We start from the raw sequence: 14,823 nt of genomic DNA, 5'->3' as shown, positions 1-14,823 counted from the left end.
AAACAAAGCGAAAGCCTCCAGGAATCCCTGGAGGCTTTCACATTATTTAGAGTGATTTTCCAGCTCTTGCTGGAGTTCTCGCAATTGTTCTTTTTCAGCCTCGTTCGTATTGGCAAAGGCTGATGAAAGAGCGTTTTTAGCGATTTCCTCTGTCTTATGCTGGTCACCGTCATGCTCAGAGTGGAGAGCTTCTTCAACAAATTCCTCTGTTTTATGCTGATCACCGTCATGCTCAGAGTGGAGAGCTTCTTCAACAAATTCCCTAGCCTTTTGGAATAATTTGTTTCCCATTAGAAGCCACCATAGCTTTGTTCAGACATAATTCTTAACCTGTCTTTTTCTGCCTCTTCAAACGTAGTGTGATAAGGGATTTTTTCGGCATGCCTGGCAACACTTTCTTTGCCCTGCTGTACAAATCGTTTAGATTTACTGCTTTTACCCATTCTTATCTCCTCCGATTCTGAGCGTTGTCGACAACGGAATAGATCTGTTGTCCATATTAGTTTGGCTTGAAAGTTGAATATTATGAAGGTAAAAAATGACGAATTAGGCTTTCATATTGAATTTTTCTTCGAGGAAGACGGCTATACCATCTTCTTCATTCGTCAATGTCGTCGTATTTGCTACCGTTTTTACTGGTGAGATCGCATTTCCCATGGCCACCCCGGTTCCCGCATATTCGAGCATTTCCAAATCATTATCTTCATCACCGAAAGCGATTATCCTGTTTTGAGGAATTTCCAGATAGTTGGATACGCGTTTTAGCCCCACGGCTTTACTTAACCCGCTTTTTATTATTTCGATGATATGAAAGGGCTCTGCCCAGCGGCGGTGATCGACCAATTCTGCATGGACATCGGATAGATGCTGGCGAATCTGCCCTACGAATTCACTATCTGTGTGAATCAGCATCGAAGTTGGGGAATCCTGAAGGTAATTGCGTAAATCACCTGTCTTCATGATCGGATTTCCTAGATTGAACATGTTCATCAACTTTTCATCATGATAATGGACATAAACATCATCCCGGACTTCAGCGATGATGTTATGATATGTAAACTGATCACACGCTTCGACAATTTCTTTCGCAACATTTATATCCAGTGGAGAGTGGTATACCCCCCAGCTTGTATGTAATGGGTGATGGACGAAAGCGCCATTGAAATTAACGATTGGTGTAGTCAGCCCCAGTTCCCGGTAATAAAGTTCACTTGAGCGAAAGGGGCGCCCGGTGGCGATCATAACCTCGTGTCCATCTTCTTTAAGTTTTAGGAGTGTTTTTTTAGTCCTTGAAGAAATTGTTTTGTTATCTGTAAGTAAAGTGCCATCAAGATCCAATACGATTAAATGTTTCTCAGTCATGTACACACCTTCTGTTCTTTTTGATTTCATTATATGCAAATATTGTTAAGCCTATTTTAAAGTAAATGTAAATCTTTTTCATTCTTTATGCATTCCTGTATGATATTACTATATTCAGGATTATGATAATTAAAGCGAAGCTCAAATTTAAAGGTAATGAATTCCATTTTGATAATGGATTGAAAAGACCGGAACAAATTATTCGGAGGGGTTAACTTGATAATAATTGAAAAAGAACGAATTGGACAAATTCCCGTCTTGCACTTAGGGAAACAAACCACTTTCAATCAGGAATTGCCGCTTATTATTTTTATACATGGTTTTCAAAGTGCAAAAGAACATAATCTCCACTATGCTTATTTATTGGCTGAAAAGGGGTTTCGTGTGCTTCTACCCGATGTGATTCATCATGGGGAAAGGGAAGCCGGTTTAAGTGATTCTCAAATGATGCCCCGTTTTTGGGAAATGGTTTTACAAACAATCCAGGATTTATCTTTGCTGAAGGATGATTTATTATCCCGAAAATTGATTGATCCCGACAGAATTGGCGTGGCAGGTACTTCAATGGGGGGAATAGTTACTAATGGGGCCCTTGCTGCATATGAATGGATTTCCGCCGGAGTCAGTTTAATGGGGAACCCATCATATGTCGCGTATGCAGAGCTCCAAATGGAGGAGATTAAGAAAAGGAAAGTTGATTTCCCAGTTACTGATGAGGAAGTTGCGAAGGTGATTGAACAGCTCAAGCCATTTGATTTGAGTCTAAATCAGGATAAGCTTTGCGACCGACCGCTTCTTTTTTGGCATGGTGCCAAAGATCCGGTTGTACCTTATCAGCATGCATACCGTTTTTATGAGGGGGTCAAAGCAGGGTATGGCAAGGCAGATGAAAAAATTGATTTTATCCTTGACCCTAAGGCTGGGCATAAGGTCAGCAGAGAAGGAGTGCTTAAGACAGCGGACTGGTTCGCGAAACATTTACTGTCTGCTGTGCAAAATGCTTAAGTACTCACTCGAAATCTGTTATGATGCTTATACGGACATAATGATGAAAGCGACAAACTAGAAATTTTCCATAAAAGGAGTGATTGAAGTGGATCAAGATACAAAAGACATTATTCTTGGAGCTTTGGAGCAGGTCATTGACCCTGAGCTTGGTATAGATATCGTTAATTTAGGCTTGGTATATGATGTGGATATGGATGAGGAAGGTCTGACCACCGTTACGATGACATTGACAGCAATGGGCTGTCCGATGGCTGGGACGATCGTCGATCAAGTTAAATTGGTTCTGGAAGATATCCCCGAGGTCAAGGAAACGGACGTGAAGATAGTCTGGAGTCCGCCATGGACGAAAGACAAAATGTCCAGATATGCTAAAATTGCATTAGGTATAAAATAATAACTCTGTAATAGAAATGAAAAGCCAGTCAAAAAAAGTGAACCCATTCAAGGAGCCACTTTTTATGGTCTGGTTTTTTTCTAATACTTTCGGCTAGGAGTGGTTAATTGAACAGTCAAATTAAAGATTCATTGGACAGGCCACTAAGGGATTTAAGAATTTCAGTCATAGATCGCTGTAACTTTCGCTGCCAGTATTGCATGCCTGCTGAAATTTTTCACGAGAATTTTCAGTTCCTGCCTAAAAGTGAGCTATTATCTTATGAGGAAATTGTAAGGCTTTCTAAAATCTTCGCAGGCTTAGGGGTAAAAAAACTAAGGTTGACTGGCGGGGAACCATTACTCCGAAGAGATCTTACCACTCTGATTTCAAATCTCGTTAAAATTGAAGGTATTGAAGATATTGGACTGACCACGAATGGGGTCTTCTTGAAAAAACATGCCGTAAATTTGAAGGAAGCTGGTTTGCAGAGGGTGAATATCAGCTTGGACAGCCTCGATGACGATCTTTTCAAGAAGATGAACGGCAGGGATATCGGCATAAAGCCCGTAATTGAAGGCATCGCTGCTGCTAAAGAAGCAGGGCTTGGCGTTAAAGTGAATATGGTAGTCAAAAAAGAAACCAATGAATCTCAAATCCTGCCGATGGCCCGATTTTGTAAAGATGAGGGCCTTCAATTACGCTATATAGAATTCATGGATGTCGGACATACAAATGGCTGGCAGTTAAAGAATGTCATTACGAAAAAAGAACTGCTTGCAATGCTCCAAACCGAATTCGATCTCGAACCAGTTGAAGAAGATTATTTTGGAGAGGTCGCAAAACGCTTCCGCTATAAGGGCACTACTGCAGAAGTAGGCTTCATTACCTCGGTTTCCGAGTCTTTTTGTTCAAGTTGTACACGTGCACGTCTTTCTGCTAATGGAAGTTTATATACATGCCTGTTTAATGGAAAGGGACATGACTTGAAGTCATTGCTCCGTTCAAACATGACCGATGAAGAATTGACAGGGTTCATCATTTCACTTTGGAACCGTAGGGACGACCGCTATTCGGATGAGCGTGCAGCGGGAACGGTGAAGAAACAGGAAAAAATCGAAATGTCATTCATTGGCGGATAATCCGTCCGAATGAAAAATTAAGGGATGGCAGCTATGCCATCCCTTTTTTGTATAGTTGTCAGGACCTGATGCCGGTCAATGGCGAAATCCAAAGTTTATACTTTTTTTATGCATTTTTATTTAGGATACAGGTAATGAAAATGCTTCAATGGTCCTAGGGTTGGATTAGTCTAAACTCCATTCATTATTAAGATCATTAAGGCTTTATGTATTACTGCTTTTTATGGAAAAGGATTCAATCGATTGTACAGATTTCTATTGGACAGTTTTCACAGTCGATTTCCTGTTTCAAATAGTCAAAGTCAAGAATCGTAATGCGGCCCTTTTTAATGGAGATGACATTGTTTTTCCTTAATTGAGCGAGCATTCGATTGACTACTTCGCGGGATGTGCCGCAAAAATTGGCGAGTTCTTGGTTTGTAAAGGGAAGATTGATAACTTTACCGTCTTCCGCTTCAGTGCCATAGCTATTTGATAAACGGATGAGGGTGGAGTAAAATGCACCTTTCTTACCGTGCAGGAGCATATCGCGGAATTTAGCCTGATTTTTACGGTTTTGAGCGGATAACCATGTCATCATCTCGACTGCGAGATGGCTATCGGCGGCGATTTTTTCTTCTAATGCTTCTTTGGAAATAACCGCGACAGTACCATCTTCCATCATTTTTGCATTCATCATATATTTAGGATTTTGAGAAAATAAGACTGTCTCCCCAACCAAATCATTCTCCGAACTAATGCGTATAGTTAATTCCCGACCGTCTGGGACAACCTTACTCACTTCTACTTTCCCATTTATAATGTAATACAAATCACTTGCTGGGGTGCTCTCATGAAAAAGGTAGCGCCCTTTTTCCATATGTTTAATTTGTTGTTTATTATCTAAAATTGCTTGCATCCGATTGGATAACGATAATTCATTCATGCATATGACCACCTTTCAGAAACCGTCATTACTCAATTACTACCTTTGATTTAAACGGAAAAAACCCTAGTAGTCAACAAGTTTGGATAATTCTAGTAATTTTGTTGGATAATATTTCATTTAAAATTTATGTTTATAATTTTATAAAAATACATTTGATTTTATTTTTATTCAGTCTTATAATAATAGAATCAAAGATTGACAGAGGGACCTGAAATTATAGGAGATGGTTTTATGAACGTATCAATAGTAGGTGCAACGGGTTATGGAGGAATGGAACTAATAAGGTTTTTGAATAATCATCCGCAATTTAAAATAAAATCATTGCATACTTCATCCCAATTTGGTCGAAATTTATATGAAGAAAATGCACATTTAATGCATATGAAAGATACATTAGAAGAAATCGACCCGGAAGCGATTGCAAAAAAATCAGATATTGTATTTCTTGCAACTCCTTCGGGCGTTTCATCGCAATTGATTTCGGAATTTTCTGACCTCGACATTAAAGTGATCGACCTATCAGGAGACCTTAGGCTTCAAACTCCAGGTGAATACGAAAACTGGTATAAAAAGCCGGCAGCCCCTCAGCATATTATTGAAGAAGCCGTATACGGCTTGGCTGAATGGAATGCCGGAGCTATAAAAAAAGCGAAGATCATTGCAAATCCTGGGTGCTACCCAACCGCATCACTATTAGGTCTTGCCCCTTTATTCACTGAAGGATTGGCCGGAGCGGATGCCGATGTGATCATCGATGCAAAATCCGGGGTTTCAGGGGCGGGTAAATCACCTTCCGCAGTCACCCATTTTAGTGAAATGAATGAGAACTTTAAGATATATAAGGTGAATCAACATCAACACATACCTGAAATCGAGCAACAGCTTGGGCGATGGTCATCAGGTTTACAGCCCATTTCCTTCAATACCCATCTTGTCCCAATGACAAGAGGGATTATGGCAACGATGTATATAAAGGTAAATCGGGAAACCTCAAATGTTGAATTAAAGGATTTGTACGAAACGGTTTACGAGAGACACCCATTTGTGCGGGTACAGCCCCTTGATCGCTTTCCATCCACGAAACAAGTATACGGATCGAACTTTTGCGACATTGGCGTCGATTATGATGAAAGAACAGGTAAGGTAACGGTGGTTTCGGTTATTGATAATTTAGTGAAGGGTGCCGCAGGGCAGGCCATTCAAAATGCAAATATATTAATGGGACTAGAAGAAACGGCAGGACTATGGAACAGTCCGTTATATCCGTAAACTATGGAGGGAACCAATGAATACACTACAGCCAGTTGAAGAAATCAAACAAATTCAAGAAGGAAACATTTTAATGCCCCAAGGGTTCAAAGCATCAGGTGTCCATGCAGGATTACGCTATTCTAAAAAGGACGTTGGCATCATTTTTACCGATGTCCCAGCATCAGCCGCGGCCGTATATACACAAAATGTCGTTCAAGCCGCTCCAATCAATGTAACGAAAGACAGTATTGCCGTTACTGGAAAACTTCACGGCATTGTAGTGAATAGTGCTTGTGCGAATGCTTGTACAGGTGAACAAGGTTTAAAAGATGCAAATGAAATGAGGAAGCTTGCGGCTCAAAAGTTCGGTTTGGAGGACCATTCATTTGCAGTGGCTTCAACGGGAGTCATAGGGGAATTCATGGAAATGGAGAAAGTAAGAAACGGTATAGAGGCATTGCAGCCAGAAAATACACCTGAAGCTGCTGAAGCTTTCGGTACCGCCATTTTAACAACGGATATTGTAACGAAGAGTTGTGGTTATGAAACAATCATCGACGGTAAAACCGTGAAAATGGGCGGTGCTGCCAAGGGTTCGGGAATGATTCATCCGAACATGGCCACAATGCTAGGTTTCATTACGACGGATGCCGTCATTGAACCGCATGATTTACAGCAAGCATTATCCTCGATTACCAATGATACATTCAATCAAATCACGGTTGATGGCGACTGTTCAACGAACGACATGGTGTTAGTGCTCGCGAATGGAGAAGCGAACAATGAACCTTTGACACCTGACCATCCAGAATGGTCCATCTTCCTGGAATTATTAAAACAAACTTCCGAAAACCTCGCCAAACAAATTGCGAAAGACGGAGAAGGTGCGACTAAACTGATAGAAGTGAACGTTCATGGCATGCATACGAAACAAGATTCACAGATGATGGCAAAGACGATCGTCGGTTCAAATCTTGTGAAAACGGCAGCTTTTGGAGCGGATGCAAACTGGGGACGAATCATAGCTGCAATGGGAAGAAGCGGAGTGGGATTCAATCCGGATCAAACAACAATCGTTTTTGGTGATATCGTCGTACTTAAAGACGGTGAGCCGATTATGTTTTCTGAGGAAGAAGCCAAAGCATACTTGGAAAATGAAAGTATCATCATTCATGTTTATTTGAAAGATGGTAATGAATCAGGCACGGCATGGGGCTGCGATTTAACCTATGATTATGTGAAAATAAACGGAAGCTATCGTTCGTAAGAGGTGAAAAGTATGAACATATTAGTCATAAAGTGCGGCGGCAGCATCATCAATGAGTTATCGGAGTCGTTTTTCAATAGTATTAAAGAGTTACAAAACCGCGGATACCATATTGTCTTTGTGCATGGGGGCGGCCCTGATATAAATTCAATGCTTGAAAAATTTGAAATTGAACCAGTATTTGAAGATGGGTTAAGAAAAACGACCACAGAAGTGCTGGAAATTGTGGAACTTATGCTGGCAGGAAAATCGAACCGCAGCCTCGTTCATAAATTGGAAGCCCATGGCATCAAGGCAGTCGGTTTAAATGGCTCGGACGGCGGGATTCTCACAGGTGATTATATCGATGAACAGAAACTTGGGGCTGTTGGTGAAATACAACAAGTCAATACGGAATTATTCGGACTTTTATTCGAAAAAGGCTATTGTCCGGTATTGACGCCCATCTCATCTACCGAAGAGGGCAATAAACTAAATGTAAATGCCGATATGGCTGCCGGGTCTGTAGCTAAGGCACTATCGGCTGACATGTGTTTATTTGTGACCGATGTTCAAGGGGTCTTGAAGAATGGGCAGATCATTGAGAAATTGAATGAAACGGAAACGAAGAATTTGATCATGGATGGAAGTATCCATGGCGGAATGATCCCGAAAGTCAATACAGCCTTGTCGGTGCTGAATAAAGGGATTGAAGAAGTGATGATCGTTAGTGGGAAAGATCATTTTTATCAAGGCGGACAATTCATCGGTACAAAATTTCTTCAGGAAGAAGGGGTATTTCAATGAGTTCTTTATTTCCTACATACGCTAGGTGGGACATTGAGCCAAGAAAAGCGTCAGGATTGAAGATTACGAGTGAAACAGGTAAAGAATATCTGGATTTCACATCCGGAATCGGGGTTTTGAATCTTGGACATTGTCATGAGTTGGTAAAAATGGCCGTGACGGAACAACTTAATAAATATTGGCATGTATCGAACATGTTTCAAAGTTCCATACAGGAACGGACAGCAAAAATGCTGGCTGATGCCTCTGGTTTAAGTCAGGTGTTCTTTGCCAACAGCGGTGCCGAGGCGAATGAGGCGGCCATCAAACTAGCACGTAAAGCTACCGGTAAAAGCAAGATTGTCACGTGTCAGCAGTCTTTCCATGGCCGTACGTTTGCAACGATGGCTGCAACGGGACAGGAAAAAATCAAGACTGGTTTCGGACCGATGCTAGCTTCGTTCGAATATGTCCCATTTAATGATCAAGATGCCATGAAAGCGGCCATCGATGAAAATACGGCAGCTGTAATGATTGAAATCGTTCAAGGAGAAGGCGGCATCCATGTTGTACAGCAATCATATCTGGACGCGATTCAAACTAAATGCCAAGAACACGGAGCTCTCCTTATCATAGATGAAATTCAGACTGGGATAGGACGTACAGGAAAGCCATTTGCATTCCAGCATTTCAATATCCTGCCGGACATCATCACTTCGGCAAAGGGGTTGGGAAATGGCCTGCCAATCGGGGCGATGATTGGGAAGGAAGAGTTGTCTGTATTCTTTGACCCTGGAAGTCATGGATCCACTTTTGGAGGGAATCCAGTTAGTGTCTCAGCAGCCGAAGCTGTATTAAAGGAAATTTTCCAATCAGGGTTTTTAAAAGAAACCGTTAAAAAGGCGGAATACCTTGAGAGCGAATTGGCAAAAGCATTGAAAGGCATCGAAGAAGTGAAAGAGATTCGCGGTCTGGGAATGATGGTCGGAATTGAATGTAAACAAGATGTTCAAGTGTTTTTAATGGAATTGCAAGAAGAGGGCTTACTTGTATTGAGTGCAGGTCCTAAAGTAATTCGTTTACTTCCATCCCTGACTGTTTCCGAATCGGAGATCGATACGGCGATAAATAAAATTAAAAAAGTATTGGCAATAAAACAAACTGTCTAAATTAATTGAATTTTTATAGAATAAAATGAATAATTATGCTATTGTATATATAAATATACATCATCTAAAGAGGTGAAAATCATGAAAAGCTATCTACATTTAGAGAATGGTTCCGTCTTTGAAGGGGAACTGCTGACTACATCGACAAAAAAAACAATCGCTGGAGAGATTGTCTTTTTTACAGGAATGACCGGATATCAAGAAGTGTTGACAGATCCTTCATATAAGGACCAGATTGTCATCTTCACATACCCACTAATCGGAAATTACGGAATCAATGAACATGATTTTGAAAGTAAAAAGCCGCATGTTGCCGGTGTGATTGTATATGAAGGAAATATGAGCCATTCCCATTATCAGGCTAAATATTCAATTGGTGAATATTTAGACAAGTGGAACATTCCTCTTTTAAGCCATGTGGACACAAGAGCGGTCGTTAAGAATATAAGACAGGAAGGTTCCATGCAGGCAGTCATCACAGCTGATGAAAGATACACTGTCGTACCCAGCCTGAATGGTTTATCAGCACATGTAGCTGAGGTATCCACAAAGGTTGTCGAGAAATTTGGTGAAGGCGGCAAGCACGTTGTGATGATCGATTTCGGTTATAAAAAATCAATCTTGGATTCATTGGTCGCTCAAGGCTGCCGAGTCTCTGTCGTACCATTCGATACGGAATTCGAGCAAATCAAGGACTTGAAGCCAGATGGTATTTTGCTTTCAAATGGGCCTGGGGATCCAAAACAGCTTGAATACCTTTTAGGAAACATAAAAAAGATCATTACGAGTTTTCCAACGATGGGCATCTGCCTCGGTCATCAATTAACGGCCCTCGCCTTAGGTGGAAATACAAAAAAAATGCTGTTTGGACATCGTGGTGCGAATCAGCCCGTGGTCGATTTGAAAACGAAACAGGTGTATATGAGTTCGCAGAATCATAGTTATGAGGTTGATGAACCGAGCTTGCAAGGAACATCGCTTCAAGTGAGATTCAGAAACGTGAATGATAACACGGTTGAGGGACTCATGCATGAAGACTTGCCAATCTTCACAACCCAGTACCACCCAGAGGCAAATCCAGGACCTATCGAGAGTTCATTACTATTCAAAGACTTTTTACAAATGATAAATGATTATAGCGGGAGAGAAAAAGCTTATGCCTAAGGACGACACGATACAGACCATTTTAGTGATTGGTTCGGGGCCGATTGTCATCGGGCAGGCCGCCGAATTCGATTATGCAGGTACACAGGCCTGCCTCGCTTTAAAGGAAGAAGGGTATAAAGTCATACTGGTCAATAACAATCCGGCAACGATCATGACTGATGATATGAATGCGGATGCTGTTTATTTCGAACCTTTAACGGTTGATGTACTGGAAAAGATCATTTCCAAAGAAAAGCCGGATGGCCTGCTAGCTACATTAGGCGGTCAAACAGGATTGAACCTAGCTTATCAGTTGGATGATGCTGGAATACTTGAAAAATATAAGGTCAAATTATTGGGAACTCCGATCGACTCCATCAAAAAAGGGGAGGATCGTGAGCTGTTCCGTGAGTTGATGTTTGAAATAGGTGAACCCGTTCCCGACAGTACGATTGTCCATACTCTTGATGAAGCGCTGGCTTTTGCCGACAAAATCGGTTTCCCCATCATCGTTCGTCCCGCTTATACACTCGGCGGAACTGGCGGCGGTATTGCTGATTCACCGGAAACCTTTAAGGAACTTGTACGGGGCGGACTGCAAGAAAGCCCAATTACACAATGCTTGATTGAAAGAAGCATAGCTGGTTTTAAGGAAGTCGAATATGAGGTTATGCGAGATGGCAACAATACGTGCATCACTATCTGTAATATGGAAAATATCGATCCGGTAGGGATCCATACAGGTGATTCGATCGTCGTGGCACCATCACAGACTTTATCGGACGATGAGTTTCAGATGCTGCGTGCCGCATCCATTAAAATCATCTCTGCTTTAGGGATCATAGGCGGATGTAACATTCAATTTGCACTTGATCCGAATAGCAAGCAATATTATTTAATAGAAGTGAACCCGCGCGTCAGCCGTTCATCGGCACTAGCCTCAAAAGCAACAGGTTATCCCATAGCCCGCATAGCGGCAAAGCTTGCTGTCGGCTACGATTTATCGGAGCTCATCAATCCTGTAACGAAAAGCACATATTCAAGCTTCGAACCTGCGCTTGACTATGTAGCGGTGAAGTTCCCGAGGTGGCCATTCGATAAATTCACGACCGCCGACCGCAAATTGGGAACACAGATGAAGGCAACTGGTGAAGTCATGGCTTTACACCGCAGCTTTGAGGGGGGAGTCCAAAAGGCCGTCGATTCTTTGGAATTGAAAACGATTGGGCTGCAGCTATCATCACTGAAAAGTAAAACCGTTCCAGAACTTTGGGGAAAGCTTGCCGAAAAATCGGATGAACGAATCTTTGTCATTTTTGAAATGCTCAGAAAAGGCGTGACGATTGAAGAAATTCATGAAGCGACAGCCATAGATTATTTCTTCCTTAAATCCTTTGCTTCATTGATCCAAAGCGAAATGGAGATTGAAGCTAAGGCAATCGATCATGTAACAAGGGAAGAACTTCAGTCATACAAGGAAAAGGGCTTTTCAGACCGCTATCTTGCTTCCGTATGGAAAGTAAATGAGATGGAAGTGAGAGCGCACAGGAAATCACTAAGTGTTACGGCGGTCTACAAAACGGTTGATACATGTGCAGCCGAGTTCGAATCACATACAAACTATCACTATTCAACATATTTTGGTGAGAACGAACAGCAAAAAACGGATAAAAAGAAAGTCTTGATGATTGGCAGCGGCCCGATCCGCATCGGACAGGGAATAGAGTTTGATTACTGTTCAGTTCACGGTGTTTATGCACTCCAGGATGAAAATGTTGAAACGATCATGATCAATAATAATCCGGAAACGGTAAGCACGGATTTTGCGACAGCAGATCGCCTTTATTTCGAACCGTTGACCCTTGAATATGTTCTTAATGTGATAGAAGCGGAAGACATAAAAGATGTTATCGTCCAATTTGGCGGGCAGACTGCGATAAACCTTGCTAAAGGCCTTGAAGAATACGGTGTCAATTTGTTGGGGACGTCCTTCGATACACTTGATCAATTAGAAGATCGTGATCGTTTTTATCAGCTTCTTCAAAAACTTGATATCCCCCATGTACCAGGTTCAATGGCTAATGGAGAAGAACAATTAATTTCCCGGGCAGAGGCCATCGGCTTTCCGGTACTCTTACGCCCATCCTATGTAATTGGCGGCCAGGGAATGGAAATCATCGGCTCTAAAGAAAGCTTGTTGAATAGAATGGCTAATGGAACGGCACTAGTCTATCCCGTGTTGATCGATTCCTATATTCCAGGGAAGGAAGCCGAAATCGATTTGATTGCTGATGGAAATGATGTTTATATTCCCATCATTGCCGAACATATAGAAAAAGCAGGCGTCCATTCAGGAGATAGCATGGCCATATTGCCAGCTCAATCCTTAACGGATGATATTAAAGATAAAATGACCCTTTATGCTAAAAAACTAGTTAGTGAACTTGGTTATAAAGGTCTTATGAACATCCAATTCGTGATCGAAGGAAATAGTGTATACGTATTGGAAGTGAATCCTCGTGCAAGTCGAACAATTCCAATCATCAGTAAAGTGACCGATGTAGCTTTGGTGCAAATAGCGACAAAAATATTGCTTGGGAAATATTCATTGTCGAATGCTTTCGAAAAAACGGGCTTAATGGATGAAATTCCATATGCAGTTGTCAAATATCCCGTATTCTCTACTTTTGCATTAAGCGGACTTGATTCGAAGGTAGGTCCGGAAATGAAATCAACAGGTGAAGGAATCGCCATCGGGGAAACGGTAAATGAAGCATTGACAAAAGTGTTCCATGCTCAAAAAGCTAATCATACCACAGGCGTTTATCAATCAGAATCAGTTCAATTAAGTGAAGACCTGTTAGTGCAAATCAAAGAAGCAGGTTTGACATTGGGGAATTCAGATTTTGATGAATGGTTAAATGAAGGAAATGCGGCGGTCGTTTTGGCATATGGAACAACGGAGGAAGATAAGCAGCTAAGGTTACTTGCAGCGAAATATCGACTGCTTGCTTTTACGGAAGAAGAGACGTTCAAGGCCTATCTGCAATCGGTGGAGAATGCCGATCCAGGGGTTACCTCGCTTCAGGAATGGCTTATACCATATTCGAAAGGAGTGTCACACGTATGAGTTCAATGACGGCACCGACACAAGCGAAGATTTTAAATGGAAAAGATTTTTTGACCATGAAAGAGTCCACACCAACGGCAATTGCAGATTTGTTAAAGCTAGCGCAGACCATTAAAGGCAAATTGCAAGCAGGTGAAGAATATACGCCTTTAAAAGGGAAAACGCTGGGGATGATCTTTGAAAAATCGTCTACCCGTACCCGTGTTTCTTTTGAAGTGGGCATGATGCAACTTGGCGGGCACGCTTTGTTCCTAAGTGGCAATGACTTGCAAATTGGACGTGGTGAAACGATTTCCGATACTGCAAAAGTTCTTTCTGAATACATTGATGGCATCATGATTCGTACCTTCGAGCATGAAAAGATCCTGGAATTGTCAGAAAATGCTTCTATCCCAGTCATCAATGGGTTAACAGATCTTGCACATCCTTGTCAGGTACTTGCAGACTTCTTGACGATCATCGAGATAAAAGGGCAGTTAAAAGGCTTGAAGATGAGTTATATCGGTGATGGCAATAATGTTGCGAATTCATTGATGGTAGGCTGTGCAAAAATGGGAATGGATTTTTCCATTGGGTGTCCTGACGCCTATAAACCTGATGAAAAGGTCGTCGCCTATGCTAAAAAAGTGGCAGAAGAGACTGGCAGTGAAATTTTGGTGACAACCTCAGCTTCGGAGGCCATAAAAGATGCGGATATCGTCTATTCGGATGTTTGGACTTCCATGGGGCAGGAAATCGAGAATGGTATTCGCTTAGAAGCTTTTAAAGATTATCAAATTAATGGTGATCTGGTAAAACTTGCTAAAGAAGATTATTTATTCATGCATTGCCTGCCTGCACATCGGGAGGAAGAGGTTACGGCTGAAGTCATCGATGGTCCTAATTCCGTCGTTTTCCACCAAGCCGGAAATCGCCTTCATGCCCAAAAGGCGGTCCTGGTGGACTTAATGTCTTAACCAAAAAAGCTTACTTCAGAGAGCAGTCACTCAGTTTGTAGAAAAAAGGTTTCGGAATGGTCTCATTCCGAAACCTTTTTGATTTTATTTGTAGCAGTTGGAGAATAATAACTGGATAAATACTTGGGCACCCTACCTCTAAAACATATCTCCCATCAAGTTTAAATGAAAAAGACACTAATTGTTGCCTTCATTTTACGAAACAAATGGTTCTATGGTACCAGTTGATCTAAAGTAATCATTTCAAATTGATCTCGCTAAAATAGAACCATGGTTAGAAAAGCATCCCTATACCTCGAGTTTTAATCCATCTATATTAAAACAAA

14 protein-coding genes are annotated in these 14,823 nt (G+C 41.5%); 10 read left to right on the top strand and 4 right to left on the bottom strand.

Translation table 11 applies throughout. The annotated features are described in order from the left end of the window. Positions 1 to 42 precede the first annotated feature (42 nt). The 3 genes from AC3WLU_RS12880 to AC3WLU_RS12870 all read right to left on the bottom strand — a co-directional run bounded on the left by AC3WLU_RS12880 (position 43) and on the right by AC3WLU_RS12870 (position 1,362). Positions 43 to 291 carry a DUF3813 domain-containing protein gene (locus tag AC3WLU_RS12880; protein ID WP_057275840.1) on the bottom strand — a complete coding sequence of 83 codons (249 nt, stop codon included), beginning with the start codon at positions 289 to 291 and terminating at the stop codon, positions 43 to 45. Then, positions 291 to 443: a hypothetical protein gene (locus tag AC3WLU_RS12875; RefSeq protein ID WP_164468789.1), complete on the bottom strand. Its 153-nt coding sequence runs from the start codon at positions 441 to 443 to the stop codon at positions 291 to 293. The genes AC3WLU_RS12880 and AC3WLU_RS12875 overlap by 1 nt, the downstream gene beginning before the upstream one ends. Positions 444 to 546: 103 nt before the next feature. Further along, positions 547 to 1,362, bottom strand: coding sequence for a Cof-type HAD-IIB family hydrolase (locus AC3WLU_RS12870; protein ID WP_098864157.1), 816 nt, complete (start codon positions 1,360 to 1,362; stop codon positions 547 to 549). A 216-nt stretch (positions 1,363 to 1,578) separates the two neighbouring features. On the opposite strand from AC3WLU_RS12870, the gene AC3WLU_RS12865 reads away from it, so the two are divergent. From AC3WLU_RS12865 to moaA, 3 genes are all read left to right on the top strand, one after another. Then, positions 1,579 to 2,367, top strand: a complete 789-nt coding sequence (locus tag AC3WLU_RS12865; protein ID WP_063577076.1) for an alpha/beta fold hydrolase — start codon at positions 1,579 to 1,581, stop codon at positions 2,365 to 2,367. Positions 2,368 to 2,455: 88 nt separating this feature from the next. Continuing rightward, positions 2,456 to 2,764: a metal-sulfur cluster assembly factor gene (locus AC3WLU_RS12860; RefSeq protein WP_034314562.1), complete on the top strand. Its 309-nt coding sequence runs from the start codon at positions 2,456 to 2,458 to the stop codon at positions 2,762 to 2,764. A gap of 107 nt (positions 2,765 to 2,871) precedes the next feature. After that, entirely contained in the window at positions 2,872 to 3,885 is a 1,014-nt protein-coding gene (gene moaA, locus AC3WLU_RS12855; protein WP_063577075.1) for a GTP 3',8-cyclase MoaA, read from the top strand. 235 nt (positions 3,886 to 4,120) lie between these two features. On the opposite strand, the gene AC3WLU_RS12850 is transcribed toward moaA, so the two are convergent. Then, on the bottom strand, positions 4,121 to 4,810 hold the full coding sequence (locus AC3WLU_RS12850) for a Crp/Fnr family transcriptional regulator (RefSeq protein ID WP_063577074.1): 690 nt from the start codon (positions 4,808 to 4,810) through the stop codon (positions 4,121 to 4,123). A gap of 234 nt (positions 4,811 to 5,044) precedes the next feature. On the opposite strand from AC3WLU_RS12850, the gene argC reads away from it, so the two are divergent. The 7 genes from argC to argF all read left to right on the top strand — a co-directional run bounded on the left by argC (position 5,045) and on the right by argF (position 14,497). Then, positions 5,045 to 6,082 carry an N-acetyl-gamma-glutamyl-phosphate reductase gene (gene argC / locus AC3WLU_RS12845; RefSeq protein ID WP_364282056.1) on the top strand — a complete coding sequence of 346 codons (1,038 nt, stop codon included), beginning with the start codon at positions 5,045 to 5,047 and terminating at the stop codon, positions 6,080 to 6,082. 16 nt (positions 6,083 to 6,098) lie between these two features. After that, a complete protein-coding gene (gene argJ / locus AC3WLU_RS12840) occupies positions 6,099 to 7,331 on the top strand; it encodes a bifunctional ornithine acetyltransferase/N-acetylglutamate synthase (RefSeq protein WP_057275845.1) in 1,233 nt (410 codons plus the stop codon). A gap of 12 nt (positions 7,332 to 7,343) precedes the next feature. Next, positions 7,344 to 8,117 (top strand): acetylglutamate kinase, encoded by a 774-nt coding sequence (gene argB / locus AC3WLU_RS12835; RefSeq protein ID WP_048686895.1) that lies wholly within the window; start codon positions 7,344 to 7,346, stop codon positions 8,115 to 8,117. Continuing rightward, positions 8,114 to 9,265 (top strand): acetylornithine transaminase, encoded by a 1,152-nt coding sequence (gene argD / locus AC3WLU_RS12830; protein ID WP_492597351.1) that lies wholly within the window; start codon positions 8,114 to 8,116, stop codon positions 9,263 to 9,265. Before argB ends, argD begins: the two co-directional genes overlap by 4 nt. A gap of 81 nt (positions 9,266 to 9,346) precedes the next feature. After that, complete coding sequence (locus tag AC3WLU_RS12825; RefSeq protein WP_413003837.1) at positions 9,347 to 10,429, top strand: carbamoyl phosphate synthase small subunit; 1,083 nt, start codon at positions 9,347 to 9,349, stop codon at positions 10,427 to 10,429. After that, positions 10,422 to 13,541: a carbamoyl-phosphate synthase (glutamine-hydrolyzing) large subunit gene (gene carB, locus AC3WLU_RS12820; RefSeq protein ID WP_098864153.1), complete on the top strand. Its 3,120-nt coding sequence runs from the start codon at positions 10,422 to 10,424 to the stop codon at positions 13,539 to 13,541. The genes AC3WLU_RS12825 and carB overlap by 8 nt, the downstream gene beginning before the upstream one ends. Then, positions 13,538 to 14,497: an ornithine carbamoyltransferase gene (gene argF / locus AC3WLU_RS12815; RefSeq protein WP_057275850.1), complete on the top strand. Its 960-nt coding sequence runs from the start codon at positions 13,538 to 13,540 to the stop codon at positions 14,495 to 14,497. The genes carB and argF overlap by 4 nt, the downstream gene beginning before the upstream one ends. Positions 14,498 to 14,823: the final 326 nt, after the last annotated feature.

The organism is Peribacillus sp. FW305-BF15 (assembly GCF_058783805.1).
The sequence above is the reverse complement of the archived record's forward strand: the minus strand, read 5'-3'. Positions and strand labels throughout refer to the sequence as shown.